This is a genomic window from Streptomyces sp. CA-111067, assembly GCF_050956065.1.
Taxonomy (GTDB): Bacteria; Actinomycetota; Actinomycetes; order Streptomycetales; family Streptomycetaceae; genus Actinacidiphila.
The window spans coordinates 5060219-5077500 of record NZ_CP192103.1; the positions used below are offsets into that span (position 1 = coordinate 5060219).

Here is a 17282-nt window from a genome sequence, read left to right on the forward strand (position 1 = left end):
GGGGCGGAGGGCTCGTCGGCTTCACCGGGCCGGAGGCCGCTAGGCTGTTGGGATGACGCCATCCGAGCAGCCGGCCTCCGCAGACGTCAGCGACGTTTCCGCCTCCGCCGCGTCCGCGGGCGACGCCTTCGCCGCCGACCTGGCCGCGGACTCCCGCGAGCGCGCGGTGGGCGCGCTGCTGAAGATCCCCGCCCTGCGCAAGCTGTGGAGCGCCCAGATGACGGGCGCGGTCGCCGACCGCCTCGGCCTCCTCGTGCTGCTGGTGCTCGCCTTCCAGGCCGCCGTCTCCGCGAGTTCCTTCGGCGGCGGCTACCGCGGCGTCGGCTTCGCCATCGCGATCGTCTTCGGCGCCCGCCTGCTCGCCACCCTGCTCTTCGGCGCCGTGCTGCTCGGCCCGCTGTCCGCGCTCACCGCGGAGGACGGCCCGCTCGACCGCCGCTGGACGATGATCGGCGCCGACGCCGTACGCCTGGCGCTGTTCATCATCGCGCCGCTGTGGATCACCTGGGTACCGGATTCGGCCATCGCCTGGCTGCTGATCACCGCCTTCGTCACCGGTCTGGCCGAACGCCTGTGGGCGGTCGCCAAGGACGGCGCCGCGCCCCTGCTGCTGCCGCCGCCCGGTGACACCTCGGTACGTCCCGCGCCCGACCACCTCGCCACCCTGCACCGGCTCGACCTGCGGACAAGCTTCGTCGCGTTCCCGATCGCCGCCGCCGCCCTGGTGGTCATCACGCTGGTGAACACGCTGATCGCGGTCGGCATCGACTGGTTCCACCTGCACCAGGTGGCGCTGTCCTCGTACGTCGCGGCCGGCCTGTTCTCGTCCTCGATCGCCGAGCTGTACCTGCTGCAACTGCCCGGCGGCACGGCGTCCCGGCCGCGTTCCCCGCTGGAGGGGCTGCGCAGGCCCAAGGGCCCGGCCGGCGCGGAGAACGGCAGGACCGGCGCGCTGCCGCTGTTCGTACTCGCCACCAGTGCGGTGGCCGGCGCGATCGCCGCAGCTGTGGCGGTTTCCGTGCTGCACGCCGCCGACCTCGGCTTCGGCCCGACCGGCTTCGGGCTGCTCGTCCTCGCGCTGACCGGCGGCACGGTCGTCGGCATCCGGATCGCGCCCCGTACGCTGCCCGGCCTGTCCAGGCGGCGGCTGCTCGCGCTGTCCATCGGCGTCACCGGCCTTGGGCTGCTGCTGACCGGTGTCGTCGCCGAGCCGGCCACCGTCCTGCTGATCGCGGCTCTGGCCGGCATCGCGGCCGGTGTGGCGGCCAACACCGGGCACACCCTCGTCGAGCAGGAGGCCGAGGAGCCGCGCCGGGCCCGTACCGCCGAACACCTGCGGTCGGTCTCGCGGGCCGTGCTCGGCGTCACCGCGATCGTCGCGCCGCTGCTGGCCGCCGCGATCGGGCCGCGCCGGATCCACAACGGGCACTTCACGTTCGACCACGGCGGCGCCGCTTACACGTTGATACTGGTCGGCGCGCTGCTGCTGCCGGTCGCCGCGCTCGTCCTGGCCAAGGCCGACGACCGCAGCGGCGTCACCCTGCGGCGCGACCTGCGCGAGTCGCTGCGCGGCGGCGAACCCGACACAGCTGCGTCGGCCACCGGGTTCTTCATCGCCATAGAGGGCGGTGACGGGGCCGGGAAGTCCACCCAGGTCGAGGCGCTCGCGGACTGGATCCGCAGCAAGGGCCACGAGGTGGTCGTCACCCGCGAACCCGGCGCCACTGCCGTCGGTAAGCGGCTGCGGTCAATCCTGCTTGACGTCTCCTCTGCGGGCCTTTCGCACCGCGCCGAGGCGCTGCTGTACGCCGCCGACCGCGCCGAGCACATCGAGTCCGTGGTGCGGCCCGCGCTGGAACGTGGCGCGGTCGTCATCTCCGACCGCTACATCGACTCCTCGGTCGCCTACCAGGGCGCGGGCCGCGACCTCGCGCCGACCGAGATCGCCCGGATCAACCGCTGGGCCACGACGGGCCTCGTACCGCACCTGACCGTGCTGCTCGACGTCACGCCCGAGGCCGCGCGGGAACGCTTCACCGAGGCGCCGGACCGGCTGGAGTCGGAGCCGGTGGAATTCCACCAGCGGGTCAGGGCCGGATTCCTCACGCTGGCCGCCGCGGACCCCGGCCGCTACCTCGTGGTGGACGCCGGGCAGGCGCCCGAGGCCGTCACCACCGTCGTACGGCACCGGCTCGACCAGATCCTGCCGCTCTCCGAGCAGGAGATCGAGGCGCGCGCGGAGGCCGAGCGCAAGGCCGCCGAGGAGGCGGCCCGGCTGGCCGCGGAGGAAGCCGCCCGCAAGGCGGCGGAGGAGCGCGCCGAGCGCGAGCGGCAGGCGCAGCTGGAGAAGCTGCGCCGCGAGGAGGAGGAACGGCGGCTCGCCGCCGAGGAGGCCGCCCGCCAGGAAGCGGCCGAGCGCGAGGCCGCGCGGGCCGCGGAGGCGGCGCGGCTGCGCCAGGAGGAAGCCGACCGCATCGCCGCGGAGGAGCGCGCCCGCCGCGAGGCGGAGGAGGCGGCCCGCGCCGCGGAGCAGGCCCGGTTGCGCCGGCTCGCCGAGGAGCAGTCGCGGCTGCGCGCCGAGGCGGAGGAGCGGCGGGTGGAGAAGCAGCGCAAGGCGGAGGAGGCGCTGCTCCGCGCGGAGGCCGCCCGCACGGCTGCGGCCGCGGCCGCGGCGACGGCGGCGGCTGCTTCGGAGACGTCGTCCGAGGTGTCGTCGGAGGCGCCGTCGGAGGCGTCCGAGGCTTCGGATGGCGATGACGTGGAACGGACGGCGGTTCTGCGACCGGTTCCGCAGGACGCGGGGTCGGATTCGTCCGACAGTACGACGACGGTGACGCCGGTGGTGCCGGACGAGGCTGAGTCCGGTTCGGCGGCCGACGAGACGGCGGTGATGCCGCCGGTGGAGACCGGGCCGGCGGCTGACGAGACGGCTGTGCTGCCGCCTGTTCGGGAGTCGGACTCGTCGGAGACCACGACGGTCATTCCGCCGGTGGCCCCGCAGCAGCAGCCGCCGTCGGACTCGTCCGAGACGACGACGGTGATTCCGCCGGTGGTGCCGACCGAGGGGGAGTCCGGCCCGGCGGCCGACGAGACCGCCGTGCTCCCGCCCGTCGGGGACGACCCGGCCGACCGCGTGCCGCCGTGGCTCTTCCGCCCGGAGAACCCGTCCGGCGACGAGCGCACCCGCGAGATGCCCCCCGGTCAGCAGTCCCCCCAGCGCCCGACGCCGCCGCGCCGCCCGCGCCCGGACTGGGCGGAGGAGACGCCCCTGGACGATCTCCCCACCCTGGCGGACGAACTGCTGGGCCCGCACGACGAGGATCCCCGCCCTCCGGCCCGCTAGCCCACCCCCACCGGCCCGCGGCGGGCCCCGGACCTGCGGCCCCGTCGTGGCTGGTGGCGCAGTTCCCCGCGCCCCTTTGGGGCCCGGGCCGGGGCAAACGCGGACGCTTTGGTGGTTGTCCTGGTGCGGGGTGTGCCCCGGTAGGGGCGCGGGGAACTGCGCGACAAGCCACGGCGGGCCGGCAGGTGGCCGCTTGCCTTCCCACCCGTAGAGCTGGGTTGTCCTGGTGCGGGGTGTGCCCCGGTAGGGGCGCGGGGAACTGCGCGACAAGCCACGATGGACCGGCAGGTGACCGCTTGCCTTCCCACCCGTAGAGCTGGGTTGTCCTGGTGCGGGGTGTGCCCCGGTAGGGGCGCGGGGAACTGCGCGACAAGCCACGATGGACCGGCAGGTGACCGCTTGCCTTCCCACCCGTAGAGCTGGGTTGTCCTGGCGGGGGGTGTGCCCCGGTAGGGGCGCGGGGAACTGCGCGACAAGCCACGGCGGACCGGCGGGTGGCCGTTTGCCTTCCCACCCGTAGAGCTTGGTTGCCCCGGCGTGGGGTGTGCCCCGGTAGGGGCGCGGGGAACTGCGCGACCAGCCACGGCGGGCCGGCAGGTGCCGCTTCGGGTGGGCTCGCGCGCCCGCTGTGCGGGTGGGTTCGACACAATGGGCGCGTGCGGTATCTGGTGTTGGGGGTCACGGAAGTGTGGGCCGAGGGGCGCGTCGTCCCCCTCGGCGGAGGCCGGCTGCGCGCGCTCGTCGCCGCGCTCGCGCTGCACGGGGGGCGCGTCGTGTCCGTGGAGGAGCTCGTCGGGGAGGTGTGGGCGGGGGAGCCGCCCGCCGACGCGACGGGGGCGCTACAGGCCCTGGTGGCCCGGCTGCGCCGCATCCTGGGCCGGGAGGCCGTCGCCTCGGAGCCGGGCGGCTACCGCCTCACCACCGGGCGCGACGCAGTCGACCTGTACGAGTTCGAGCAGCTCCTGCACGCCGGCGAAGCCGCCCTCGCCGCCGGCGACCCGGCCTCCGCCGCTGACACCCTGACCCGCGCCCTCGCGTTGTGGCGCGGCCCCGCCCTGGCCGACCTCCCGGACCGGGCGTCCGCCGCCGCCCGCCCCGAGGCGCTGCGCCAGACCGCCCTGCGCCTGCGCATCGACGCGGACCTCGCCCTCGACCGCGCCGCCGACGCGCTCCCGGTGCTGCGCGAGGCGGTCGCGGACCACCCGCTGGACGAGGCGTTCCGGGTCCAGCTGATCCGGGCGCTGCGCGCCGAGGGCCGCACCGCCGACGCGCTGGTGGCCTTCGACGAGGCCAGGACCGTACTGGCCGACACCCTCGGCGCGGACCCGGGCCCGGAGCTGCGGGCCCTGCACGCCGAGCTGCTGCGCCGGCAGCCCGTCCAGCAGCCGGCCAAGGCGCAGAAGCCGCGTCCCGGCAGCAACCTCCGCACCCGCCTGACCAGCTTTGTCGGCCGCGAAGCGGACCTCGCCGACATCCGCGCGGACCTGTCCACCGCCCGCCTGGTGACCCTCACAGGGCCGGGCGGCTCCGGCAAGACCCGGCTCTCCCAGGAGGCCGCGGAGTCCGTCGAGGCCGGCTACCCCGACGGCGTCTGGATGGCCGAGCTGGCCCCGCTGGACGACCCCGCCGCCATCCCGCACGCCGTGCTGAGCGCGCTGGGCCGCCGCGATGCCCAGGGCCTGCCGCCGGGCCCGATGCGGCTGGAAGCGGCGCAGGAGGACCCGGTCGCGCGGCTGCTCGAACACTGCGCGCCCCGCCGCCTGCTGCTGGTGCTCGACAACTGCGAGCACGTCATCGCGGCCGCCGCCGAGCTGACCGCCGAGCTGCTGGGCGGCTGCCCCGACATCACCGTGCTGACCACCAGCCGGGAGCCGCTCGGCGTGCCCGGCGAGGTCGTCCGGCCGGTGGAGCCGCTGCCGCCGGCGACCGCGTACCGGCTGTTCGCCGAGCGCGCCGCCACCGTGACGCCGGGCGCGGTCTCGTACGACAGCTCCGACGAGCAGGCGGTCCGGGAGATCTGCCGGCGGCTCGACGGCCTGCCACTGGCGATCGAACTGGCCGCGGCCCGGCTGCGGGCGCTGTCCCCGCGGCAGATCGCCGACCGGCTGGACGACCGCTTCCGGCTGCTGACCAGCGGCAGCCGTACGCTGCTGCCCCGCCAGCAGACCCTGCGCGCGGTGGTCGACTGGAGCTGGGAGCTGCTGACCGAGGAGGAACGGGCGACGCTGCGGGCCTTCAGCGTCTTCGCCGGCGGCTGCACGCTGTCGGCCGCGGAGGCGGTGTGCGGCCCGGGCGCGCTGGAGACGGTGGCGCAGCTGGTGGACAAGTCGCTGGTGGTCGCGGACCGGCCGACCGGGCTCGGCGTGCGCTACCGGCTGCTGGAGACGATCCACGAGTACGCCGCCGAGCACGCCGCCGCGCGGCCGGACGAGCTGGCCGCGGCGGCCGGCCGGCACACCGCGTACTACCTGGAGCTGGCCCGTACTGCCGACGCGGGGCTGCGCGGCTCGGACCAGATGCGCTGGTTCGACGTCCTGGAGACGGAGCTCGACAACGTCCGCGCCGCCCTGGCCCGCACCATCGGCGCCGGCCAGGAGGAGCAGGCGATCGGGCTGTCGCTGGCCATGGGCTGGTTCTGGTGGCTGCGCAACTACCGCGACGAGGCGGACGTCTGGCTCGGCCAGGTGGCCGCGCTCAGCGAGATGCCCGAGGACCGGGACGACCCGATGTACTGGCCGCGCACCGACCTGCGGATGCTGCGGCTGTTCGTGGAGAGCGACCACGCCTCGGAGGCGCAGTGGCAGTCCGAGGGGATGCGGACGACCGCGACCCGGCTGGCGGACGCCTACAGCGGGGCCGGCCCGGAGGCGGCGCGCTTCCCCGGCCTGCTCTGGCCGTTCACCACGTACCTGCTCGGCGACACCATCGACATCCGCGACCACACCCAGGTCGTGGTCGAGAACTGCCGGGCGCACGGCGGCGACTGGGAGCTCGCGGCGGCGCTGATGTTCCGCACCCATGTGGCGGCCGACGCGCCCGGCGGCCTCGCCGACGCCGACGCGGACTGGTCGGAGCTCGAAGCGCTCAACGAGCGGCTCGGCGACCGCTGGATCCGCGCCCAGGTGCACGGCGGGCGGGCGGAGGTGCAGATCGCCCGCGGCCAGTACGGGCAGGCTCGCGCGAACATCGAGATCGCCCACCGCCTCGGCCGCGACCTGGGCTCCAACAGCGAGGCGGCGTTCCTGCTCGCCAGGCTCGGCGACATCGCGCACCGCGACGGCGACGACGAGGCCGCCGGCAAGCTGCTCGACGAGGCGATGGAGGAGGCCGAGCGCTACTACGTCCCCGACGCCCGCACCTACATCCGCTACCTGCGGGCCGTGCTGCTGCTGCGGCGCGGCGAGGTCCGGGCCGCGGCGGAGCTGTGCGGGCTGGCCGGCGGGCAGATCGCCGACGGCACGCCGCCGCCCACGTTCCACGTGATGCTCAGCGGGCTCCGCGCCCGGATCAGCGCGGCGCAGGGCGACCCGCACGGCGCCCTGACCGAGGCCGCCGGCGGGCTGCGCAGGGCGATCGGCGTGGGCTGCAACGAGCCGATCCTCGGCGGCCTGATGGACTCCGCGGCCGAGATGCTCTCGTCGGTGGACGAGCTGCGTGCCGCGGAGGTGCTGCGGGCGGCGGCGACCGCGGTGCGCGGCCCGCTGCCGCGAACCGTCCCCGAGCAGGAGTGGGCGGACGCGGTGCAGGCCCGCGCGGCGGCCGGGCTGACCGCGGCGGACCGCTCGGCGGCGGCCGCCGAGGGCGCGGACCTTGCCCCGGACGACGCGGTGTCGCTGCTCACCGAACTGGCCGCGGCATGTCCGCCGGCAAAGTCGAGCGGATTGCCGGACAGCGGGGAATAACGAACATTGAGGTTCGGGTTATTCCTGTTTGATAATTCAAGGAAAATTTCCGGCCGGACAGCGACGGCCGGGTTTTACGACCGGGAGTGAGCGTTACGTGAAAGTCGAGATCTACAGCGACATCGCCTGCCCGTGGTGCTACCTCGGCAAGGCCAGGTTCGAGCGCGCGCTCGCCGCTTTCCCGGACGCCGACTCGGTCGAGGTCGTCTACCGGCCGTTCCAGCTCGACCCGTCGGCGCCGTACGAGCCGCTGCCGCACCGCGAGGTGCTCGCGGCCAAGTACGGACCGCAGGCCGCCGCGATGGACGACCGGCTGGCCGCGATGGGCGCCGCCGAGGACATCACGTTCGACTTCGACACGGTGCTGGAGAACAACTCGCTCCCGGCCCACCGCCTGCTGCGCTTCGCCCTGGAGGAGTACGGCCCGGAGGCGCAGGTCAGGCTCAAGGGGCGGCTGATGGCCGGCCACTTCGGCGAGGGCATGGACATCGGCGACCACGAGCACCTGACGGACGCGGCCGTGATCGTCGGCCTTGACCGGGACGCGGTGGCCGCCTTCCTGGACGGCGACGAACTGCACGACGAGGTGCTCGACGACATCGAGCAGGCACGGGAGTTGGGCATCACCGCGGTGCCGACGTTCGTCTTCGAGGAGCAGTGGGCGGTGCAGGGCGGCCAGGAGAGCGAGGCGTTCCTGCGGGTGCTCGAACAGGTGGCCAAGGACACGGCTGCCGGGGCGGACAGCTGACCGGCGCCGCTCCCGGCGGGCGACCGGCCTGACCGCTGACCGGCGCCGCTCCTGGCGGGCGACCGGCCTGACTGTTGCCCCTACGGGCAGTTGATGACCGAGTCGGCCCAGTCCGCCAGGTTGGCGAGGCCGAACGGGCCGCCGCCGGCGGGCCGTACGACCAGCCGCAGCGTGTCGTACCCGGTGATGCCCACGTGCACGGGCACCGCCGGGTCACCGGCGCTGACCTGGCCGGACGACCACAGCCTGGTGTCGTCCCCGTAGACCGAGAAGCGCACCGAGCCGCGCCCCCACTTGGCCAGGTCGTCAAGCCCCGCCTTGGCGTCGTACGAGACGCAGGCGCGGTTGAGGTCGATGGTCAGGCTGGACGGGGCGTGCACGGTGATGCCGTGCGTGTACTGGACGCCGCCGATGCCGAGGCCCCAGCGGTCCCACCACCAACTGCGGGCCGACGGGCGGATGGTGGGCGCGGAGTCGTCACCTAGGCCGCTGACGCCAAGCGAGTTGAGCTTGTACGCGACCGGCGCGGGCGGCGGAGCCGGGGTCGGGGTCGGAGTCGGCGTGGGCTTCGGCGGGGGAGGCGGGGCCGGCTTCGGGGACGGCGGCGGGGTGGGCTTCGGGGCCGGCTTGGGCGCCGGCTTCGGGCTGGGCGTGGGCTTCGGCTTCGCCGGGGGAGACGCGGTGGGCTTCGGCGCCGGTGCGGAGGCGGCCGGCGGCGCGGGCGGTGCCGGCTTGGGGGCCGGGGGCGCCGGGCTCGGCGCGGGCGGCGGTGCCGGCTTGGGCGTCACCGGGGCCACGACCGGGGCCTTGGCCTGCGGCTTCGCCGGCTTCTCATGGCCGCCGGTGAGCGTGAAGGCGAAGGCGACACCGGCCGCGGCGACCACGACGGCCGCGGCGATCCCGATCTTCGCGGGCGCGCCCAGTCCCTCACCCGCGGCGCCGGCGCCTGCCGCGCCCGCCCCGCTGCTGGAGCCGCCCGCAGCCGCCATGGCGGTGCCCGCGGCGGCGCCACCCGCGGCAGCCGCGCCGCCCACGGCCGCGGCACCGGCCGCCGCCTTGGCGGCGGCCACGGCGGCGAACCAGCCGATGTAGGCGATCGGCAGCATGCCCTTGAGCGTGGCGTTGAGGTCGGCCAGCTCGCGCGAGGCGGCGGTGCAGCGCGCGCACTCCTTGAGGTGCCGGTTCAACTCCCGGTCGGCACGCAGCCGCAGGCCGCCGCGGGCGTGCGCGCCGAGCCGGTCGGCATAGCGCGCGCACTCGCCGCCGCCGGTCAGCGTGGAGCTGACGTGCGCCTGGAGATACGCCTGCCGCAGGCCCTCACGGGCCCGGTGGGCCAGTACGGCGGTGGCGTTGGGGGTCAGGCCGAGCAGCGGCGCGATGGCGCTCGGCGACTCCTCCTCGACGGCGGTGTGCCACAGCACGGTCTGCCAGCGCTCGGGCAGGGTGCGGAACGCCTGGATGGCGAGCGACTGCTCGGCCTCGTGCATCGCGCGCACGTCGGCGCCCTGCTCGCTGTTCTCGGCGGCGGCCGTGGAGCCGGCGGCGGAGACGGCGAACACCGCGAAGTCCTCGACCAGTTGCTCGCGGCGGGCGGTGTTGCCCCACGAGGCCGCGACCCGGCGGACGGTGGTGAGCAGGTAGGCGCGGACCGCGGACTCCGGGCCGCTGCCGCCGCGGATCGCCTGGAGCGTCCGGGCGAAGACCTCGCCGGTGAGATCCTCGGCGGTGTGCGCGTCACGGCAGCAGGAACGGGCGTAGCGGCGCACGGAGTCGGCGTGCCGCCGGTACAGCTCCTCGTACGCGCTGTCCTGGCCGCCGCGCACCCGGGCGACCAACTCGGCGTCGGCGAGCGCGGCTTCGGCTTCCGCCTCCGCCTCGGACGGGGCGGGGTGCGGCGCCGGACGCAGGTCGTCGTCCGCGGGCGCGGCCGGTTCCGGGATGCCGGGCGCCGTTTCCGGCCGCGCCACCGGATCACGCTGCCCCGGCACCCTCCGCGAGGGCAGCCCCTCACCGGCTTCCGGGCCCGCAGCGGCCTGACCCGAGTCCCCGTTAGCCTCATCCACCGCGCAAGCGTGACACAGCCCCCCGACCCTGGGCGCGCCGATCGACGGGAACCACCCGTCCGTGAACCAGATCGTTCACGGATCCTCCACGTTCACCCGAACGAGCAGTGCCCCGGCCGCCGTTGAGCCGCTGCGGGCGGCCGGTTGGCCGGGCGCGGGGCCGGCGTTCTGTGGCCTGGCAGGCCAGCGGGTCTGTAAGGCCGGGTCAGCGATCACGGCGGCCGGTGTACGGCCGCGGCGGGCGCGGCCTGGACGGGCGTGTGGCGGCTGTTGTGTGGCCTGGCGGGCCCGTGGCCTGCCCAGGCTGGGCCGACGCCGACGGCGGCCGGTGTGCGCCCGCCGTGCGGACCCTGGCGCCGCGGCCCGGATGGGCGTGGGGCGGCCGTTGTGTGGTCTGGCGGCCTCGCGATTCCGCCGGGCCGGGTTGGCGATCACGGCGGCCGGTGTACGGCCGCAGCGTGCGCGGCCTGGGCGGGCGCGGGACTGGCGTTCGGCAGGCCTGCGGGTCTGCCGGGCTGGGCCCACGCCGACCGGGGCCGGTGTGCGGGCCGCCGTGCAGACCCCAGCGTCGCGGTCTGGGCGGCGTGGGGCGGGTGTTGTGTGGCCTGGCGGGCCGACGAGTCTGCGCCGGGCCGACGCCGTCAGGCGCCGGTGTACGGCCGCCCTGCGGGCCCCGCACCGGGCCCGTTCGTCGGTCGACCGGGGCCGGTCGCTCGGCCGTCGGCCCTGCCCCCGCCCCCGGCGTGAGTCGCCGGCCCGGTCCGGGGCCGGCGGCTCACCAGGTCACCGGGCCTCCAGGCCAGGCCCCGGCCCCACCCCCTCAGCCGCCGGTCAGGGTTGCACCGTTCCGTTTCCCGCCGGCTCGACCGCCTCGCGGTCCGCCGGGCGTTCGCCCGGGCGGGAGCGGAGGCCCTCGAGGAGGATGTCCAGCAAACGGGCCGAGGCTGCGGCCTGTTGGGCCGGGTCGGGGAGGGCGGGGGCGGCTGTCGCGATCACCAGGAGGACGTCGGCGATCGACACGTCGACGCGCAACTCGCCTGCCTCGCGGGCGCGTTCCACCAGCTGGCCGACCACGTCGAGCAGTGTCCTGATCCCGTCGTCGCCCTCCGGCTCCTCGTCCTCGGCCCGGTCGCCCGGGTCCGTGGACCTCGCCGCGTCCGCCGCCTGCTCGATGTCCTCCCGGCCGGTGTGGTCGGGGCGTTCGGCCGCATCACCCTGCTCCGCCTGCTCGTACGGTCCGGGCGCCGCGCCCGCGCCCGGCAGCGGATTGCGCTGCTGCGGCACCCGCAGCGGATCGCCGCCCGGTGCGCCGGGGTAGTCGGCCCCGCCGCCGGCCGGCCGCACCCGCAGCACCTGCGGCGGAAGCAGCCGCCCCGCGCCGGAGGCGACCGACGTGCGCAGGAAGCGGGCGAGCGCCGACCACGCCTCGTTCTCCTGGCCGAGCGCGCTGCGCGCCTGCTCGGTCAGCCGCGCGGTCTCCTCCTGCGCGATCCGCCTGACCAGTACGTCCTTGCTGGGGAAGCGCCGGTAGACGGTGCCGACGCCGACCCGCGCGCGCCGCGCCACGTCCTCCATCGGCGCGCCGTAACCCAGCTCGCCGAACACTTCCCTCGCCGCCCGCAGCACGTGTTCCAGGTTGCGCTGCGCGTCCACCCGCAACGGGGCCGCCCGGCCCGCCCCGCCGACCCCTTCCGAAGCCGTCGCTGTCGCCCACTGTGAGTCCTGAATGTGCATATTAGTATCCCCCGGAAATTGAATGTCTCCCCCCGGAGACTCCCCACCCGTAACGATCTACAGGGTTCGTGTTTCGCGCACACCCGCGTGCGCACTACTACGAGATACGAACATAGTTGAGGCCGGGTCAAGAAAAAAGAGGGCCGGATGACGGTAACGCGCAAGCGATCCCGTGCAACCTCTGCCGACTACTTCACGCCGTGCCGACTTTGCCCGCTGATGCGTGCCCTCTGACCCGCAGGAACGCCGATTTCCTGGAATCGTGCCGTCCGCCCTGTGGACAACGGCGCTGATCCATTGCGTCATGGACCAATGACCGACTCGCGCACGACCAGGGCACTGCCGCCGCGCATTCTCGTGGTGGGCGGAGGCTACGTTGGCATGTACGCGGCCCTCCGGCTGCAGCGCAAGCTGCGGCTGAAGCGGGGCGAGGCCGAGATCGTGGTGGTCGAGCCGCAGGCGTACATGACCTACCAGCCGTTCCTGCCCGAGGCCGCGGCCGGCTCGATCTCGCCCCGGCACGTGGTGGTGCCGCTGCGCCGGGTGCTGCACGACTGCCGGATCATCGTCGGCGAGGCGCAGCGCATCGACCACGGCAAGCGGGTGGCCACCATCGCCACCCTCGCCACCGAGCAGGAGGGCGACAGCGCGCTGGAGATCCCGTACGACCAGCTGGTGATCGCACCGGGCTCGGTCTCGCGCACCCTGCCGATCCCCGGCCTGGCCGAGCACGGCTTCGGCTTCAAGACCGTCGAGGAGGCGATCGGGCTGCGCAACCACGTACTGGAGCAGCTCGACATCGCCTCCTCCACCCGGGACGCGGCCGTCCGCGAGGCCGCGCTGACCTTCGTCTTCGTCGGCGGCGGCTACGCGGGCGTCGAGGCGCTCGGCGAGCTGGAGAACATGGCGCGTTACGCGGTGCGGTACTACCACAACGTGCGGGCCGACGACATGAAGTGGGTCCTGGTGGAGGCCACCGGGCGGATCCTGCCCGAGGTCGGCGAGGAGATGGGCCGGTACGCGATCCGCGAACTGCGCGGGCGCAACGTCGACATCAGGCTCGACACCCGGCTGGACTCCTGCGAGAACCGGGTGGCCGTGCTCTCCGACGGCTCCCGGCTGCCCACCAGGACGCTGGTCTGGACGGCCGGCGTCAAACCGGCCCCGGTGCTGCCCGACACCGGGCTGCCGCTGACCGCGCGCGGCCGGCTGCGCGCGGAGGCCACCTTGGCGGTGGCCGGCACGCCTGGCGCGTGGGCGGCGGGCGACGCGGCGGCCGTCCCCGACCTCACCGCCGAGGCCCCGGGCACCGAGTGCGCGCCCAACGCCCAGCACGCCGTCCGGCAGGCGAAGGTCCTTGCCGACAACGTGATCGCCACCCTGCGCGGCCGGCCGCTGACCGAATACCGGCACAAGTACGCCGGATCGGTCGCCTCGCTGGGATTGCACGAGGGCGTCGCGCACGTCTACGGCCGGAAGTTCAAGGGCTACCCGGCCTGGCTGATGCACCGTGCCTACCACCTCAGCCGGGTGCCGACGTTCAACCGGAAGGCCAAGGTGCTGGCGGAATGGGTGCTGGCGGGCCTGTTCAAGCGGGAGATCGTGTCGCTCGGGTCGCTGGAGCACCCGCGCGCCGAGTTCGAGCTCGCGGCGGGCGGGGAGGGCCCCGACCGGCGCCCGGGAGGCGGGACGGACGAGGGCCCGGGCCGCGGTCCGGGCGGGGTGTGACGGCGGACGGACGCTTCCGGAGCCGTCGTCGGATCGCCGGGCCGGCCCGGTCGCGCCGGCCGTCGACCACCGAATCGTGCGACGGGCCGTTCCCGGTGCGATCCGATCGGGTGGAAACCGACCGACCCGAACTCGTCCTGATTGACCCGTTCTTGACCGGGTCATCCGACCTCTACGGGTCAATCTGACCCGCCGTGGCCGCCGCGCGATTCCCCCGGAGGCCGCGAGTCGGCCACACTGGACGGGTGACCACGCGTGCGCCAGCACCTGCAAAGAGTGACAAATACGAGGAATCGGACGTTTGAACCTTACGCGTTGGAGCGCCCGGCTCCCCGGACTGCCCGGAACCCAGCGACGCGGTGCCGTCCCTGCGGCCCGCGGCAAATCCGGCGATCCCGCGTCGCCGCCGGCCACGGCCGCCGCCGCCAGGACCGCGGGCGCCCGGACCACCGCCGCCCCCGGCACCGACGGCGAGGCCAGGCCGGAGAGCGCGGCCCCGCCGAGCCCGGCCGACGGCACGGCACCGTCCGCCGCATCGGTGGCACCCGCCGGGGCCGCGGCGGCCGCCACGGCAACGGCCACGTCGGCCACCCCGTCCATCCCCGCCGTCCTCAGCCAGCTCCCGGCGCTGATCGCCGTCACCCGCGGGCCGGCCCACCGGGTCAGCTTCGTCAATGACGCGTACGTCGCCGTCTTCGGCCCGCGCGACACCGGCGGGCCGGCCGGCGAAGCGCTGCCGGAACTCGACGAGCTCGGGCTGCTGCCGCTGATGGACCAGGTCCACCGCAGCGGCAAGCCGCGCACCGTCAAGGCCCGCAAGGTCACCCCGGACGCCGCCGCCGCGCTCACCCGGCAGGGCTACTTCACGTTCACCTGCACCCCGATCAGGGCCGACGACCCCGACCCCGAACGCCGCGGGGTCCTGGTCTTCGCCGCCGACGTCACCGACCAGGTGCAGTCGGCCGAACGCCTCCGGGAGAGTGAACGCCGGCTGCACGAGACCGCCGTCACCCTCCAGCGCAGCCTGCTCCCGCAGGAGCTCGAACAGCCCGACGACCTCAGGGTCGCCGCCACCTACCAGCCCGGCGGCACCGACGCGGCCGTCGGCGGCGACTGGTACGACGTCATCACCCTCGGCGCCGGCCGTACCGCCCTGGTCATCGGCGACGTGATGGGCCGCGGGGTGCGGGCCGCCGCCGTCATGGGCCAGCTCCGTACGGCGGTACGCGCCTACGCCCGGCTCGACCTGCCGCCGCACGAGGTCATCCAGCTGCTCGACGGGCTGGCGTCCGAGATCGACGCCACCCAGATCGCCACCTGCCTCTACGCCGTGCACGACCCGAGCGAGGGCCGGCTCTCCTACGCCAGCGCCGGCCACCTGCCGATCCTCACCCGTGACGCGGACGGCACCGTACGGCGCACCGACGAGCCGACCGGGCCGCCGCTCGGCACCGGCGGCTGGGTGCACTCCACCGCGACCATCCCGCTCGGCCCCGGCGGCACCGCCGTGCTCTACACCGACGGCCTGATCGAACGCCGCGGCGAGGACATCGACGACGGCGTCACCGCGCTCATGCGGGCGCTGGCCGGCGCGACCGGGGCGCCGCAGGTGGTCTGCGACCGGCTGATGCGGGCGCTCGGGGTCACCTCGGAGCACGACGACGACGTGGCCGTGCTCGTCCTCCAGTACCCCGAGCACACCGGGGCGGACGCCGAACTCTTCCGCAACGCCTCGCTCGAACTCCTCGGCGGCATCGAGGCGGCGCCGCGCGCCCGCGCCTTCGCCTCAGGGGTGCTCGCGTCGTGGCGCTTCCCCGTCGAACTGCACGACCTCGGGGTGCTCGCGGCCAGCGAGCTGGTGGCGAACTCGCTGAAGCACGGGACGCCGCCCATGCGGTTGCGGCTCCGCCGCACGGATCGCCGCCTCATCATCGAGGTGACGGACGGCGACGACCACCTCCCGCGGCGCCGCCGCGCCGACCCCGGCGACGAGGCCGGCCGCGGCATCTCGATCATCGCGACGGTCGCCTCCGCGTGGGGCTCCCGGCGGACGCCGGGCGGCGGCAAGGCCGTCTGGTGCGAATTCGCCCTCCCGGCGGGTCCCTGACTTCCGGGCCCCCGGCCCGGGCCCGCCGCAACGGGCCCGCGCCCGGTGGTCAGGCGCGGGCCCGTCGTGGCTGGTCGCGCAGTTCCCCGCGCCCCTGACGGGGCGCCCCTTGCCGGGGCTAGTGGACCGGGGCGGCTGGGGTTTCGGTGGTTGGGCGGGAGCCGGTCACGATGCGGCTCGGGTGGTGGGGGCTGTCCTGGCCGGGGGTGAGGTGGCGGGCCAGGCGGAGGGCCATCGCCGAGACGGCCAGCGAGCTGGCCACCAGCAACCCGATGTACGCGCCGTACGCGCCGGCCGCCGCCATCACGCCGCCCACCGCGGGCCCGAGCGCCAGCGCGAGCTGCTTCACCAGCGCGAAAGCCGAGTTGTACTGCCCCACCATCCGCGCTGGCGCCAGGTCAGCCACCAGCGGCGCCACGGTCGGCGCGAGCATCGCCTCGCCCAGTCCGAAGAGCGCGTACGTCGCGATGATCGCGCCGACGGCCACGGCGTGACTGCCGTGCACCAGGCCGGACGCCCCCGCGACCAGCCACGCCACCGTCCACACCACGCCGACCGCGGCGATCACCCTGCTGCGCCGCCGCGTCTCGGTCAGCCGGAGCACCACGAACTGCGCCAGCACGATGACCGCCGTGTTCGCGGCCAGCGCCACACCGAGCGTGGCCGGCGAGATCCGGGTGACCTCGACCGCGAAGGCCGAGAGGCCCGACTCGAACTGCCCGTAGCAGGCGAAGAACATCACGAAGCCGAGCGCGCAGACCATCACCAGCGAACGGTCCCCGGCCAGCACCCGCCAGCCGCCCGCCGTCCGTCCCTCCGGAAGCGCCGCCTGGTCCGCGCGGGTCACGTGCGGGGCGTGCGGCAGCCGGACGGTGGAGATCACCGCGCCGAGCACCAGGAACATCGCCGCCTCGATCGCGAACAGCCGGATGAACGACGACGGATGCGCCGTGTCCACGATCAGCCCGCCGATCAGCCCGCCGACCCCGAGTCCGAGGTTCGTCAGGAAGAACTGCCCGGCGAACGCCCGGGACCTGGTCGCCGCCGTGGAGCACCACACGATCATCGTGGCCAGCGCCGGCTGCACCACGGAGAAGCCCGCGCCGAGCGCACCCGCCGCCACGATCACCACCGGCTCGCTGCCGGAAAGCCCGAGGCCGAGCGACCCGGCCGCTGCCAGCACGGTGCCGGCCACCGCGACCGGCACCGGCCCGCGCCGGTCGATGATCCGACCGGTGAAGGGCAGCACGAAGAGCGCGGCGACAGCGAACGTCGCGAGCACCACACCCGCGGTGCCCGCGCCGAGCCCCCGCACCTGCGACACGTAGACGAACGTGAACGGCACGGTGAAGCCGTTGCCGAACGCGCTCAGTGCGCTGCCCAACTGGATCCGGCGCAGTGCTGCGCCCATGGCGGTGGTCACACTCACCCCTCTAGGTACGAGTCTTCGAGGTGAAGACTTCAGAGTTAAAGTTCGAAGCTAAAGGCTACATACCGAAGGGCTTTAGTGCAACGCTCTTTCGTGTCATACTCGGGGGATGACCGCAGCCGCAGGTTCCGCGGGCGCCCCGCAGGAGCTTGACCTCGACGCTCAGATCGCCGCCTACCAGCGCGAGTTTCCTGAGGTCGACCCGCAGACAGAGAAGGTCGTCACCGC

9 protein-coding genes (1 of these 9 cut by a window edge) are annotated in these 17282 nt (G+C 74.9%); 6 read left to right on the forward strand and 3 right to left on the reverse strand.

Annotation, left to right across the window (positions count from 1 at the left end; genetic code table 11):
- Nucleotides 1–52: 52 nt before the first annotated feature.
- The 3 genes from tmk (at nucleotide 53) to ACQPW6_RS22145 (ending at nucleotide 7993) form a co-directional block, all read left to right on the forward strand.
- Nucleotides 53–3343 (forward strand): dTMP kinase, encoded by a 3291-nt coding sequence (tmk, locus tag ACQPW6_RS22135; protein WP_433891410.1) that lies wholly within the window; start codon nucleotides 53–55, stop codon nucleotides 3341–3343.
- Nucleotides 3344–3999: 656 nt separating this feature from the next.
- Nucleotides 4000–7245, forward strand: coding sequence for a BTAD domain-containing putative transcriptional regulator (locus ACQPW6_RS22140; protein ID WP_433891411.1), 3246 nt, complete (start codon nucleotides 4000–4002; stop codon nucleotides 7243–7245).
- Between the two features lie 97 nt (nucleotides 7246–7342).
- Nucleotides 7343–7993, forward strand: a complete 651-nt coding sequence (locus tag ACQPW6_RS22145; RefSeq protein ID WP_433891412.1) for a DsbA family oxidoreductase — start codon at nucleotides 7343–7345, stop codon at nucleotides 7991–7993.
- Between the two features lie 80 nt (nucleotides 7994–8073).
- Here ACQPW6_RS22145 and ACQPW6_RS22150 read toward each other — a convergent pair whose 3' ends face one another.
- Nucleotides 8074–10056: a sigma-70 family RNA polymerase sigma factor gene (locus ACQPW6_RS22150; protein WP_433891413.1), complete on the reverse strand. Its 1983-nt coding sequence runs from the start codon at nucleotides 10054–10056 to the stop codon at nucleotides 8074–8076.
- A gap of 831 nt (nucleotides 10057–10887) precedes the next feature.
- Nucleotides 10888–11790: a TetR/AcrR family transcriptional regulator gene (locus ACQPW6_RS22155; protein WP_433891414.1), complete on the reverse strand. Its 903-nt coding sequence runs from the start codon at nucleotides 11788–11790 to the stop codon at nucleotides 10888–10890.
- Between the two features lie 312 nt (nucleotides 11791–12102).
- Here ACQPW6_RS22155 and ACQPW6_RS22160 point away from each other — a divergent pair, with 312 nt between their 5' ends.
- Complete coding sequence (locus tag ACQPW6_RS22160; RefSeq protein ID WP_433891415.1) at nucleotides 12103–13518, forward strand: NAD(P)/FAD-dependent oxidoreductase; 1416 nt, start codon at nucleotides 12103–12105, stop codon at nucleotides 13516–13518.
- 301 nt (nucleotides 13519–13819) lie between these two features.
- Nucleotides 13820–15625, forward strand: coding sequence for an ATP-binding SpoIIE family protein phosphatase (locus ACQPW6_RS22165; protein WP_433891416.1), 1806 nt, complete (start codon nucleotides 13820–13822; stop codon nucleotides 15623–15625).
- Nucleotides 15626–15743: 118 nt separating this feature from the next.
- Here the strand turns inward: ACQPW6_RS22165 and ACQPW6_RS22170 are convergent, their stop codons facing one another.
- Nucleotides 15744–17048: an MFS transporter gene (locus ACQPW6_RS22170; protein ID WP_433891417.1), complete on the reverse strand. Its 1305-nt coding sequence runs from the start codon at nucleotides 17046–17048 to the stop codon at nucleotides 15744–15746.
- Between the two features lie 115 nt (nucleotides 17049–17163).
- Between ACQPW6_RS22170 and ACQPW6_RS22175 the strand changes: the two genes are divergently transcribed.
- Nucleotides 17164–17282 carry the 5' end (the start) of a MarR family winged helix-turn-helix transcriptional regulator gene (locus ACQPW6_RS22175; RefSeq protein ID WP_433891418.1) on the forward strand. It continues 442 nt past the right edge of the window, so the window shows 119 of its 561 coding nt (coding positions 1–119); its start codon is at nucleotides 17164–17166; its stop codon lies beyond the right edge, outside the window.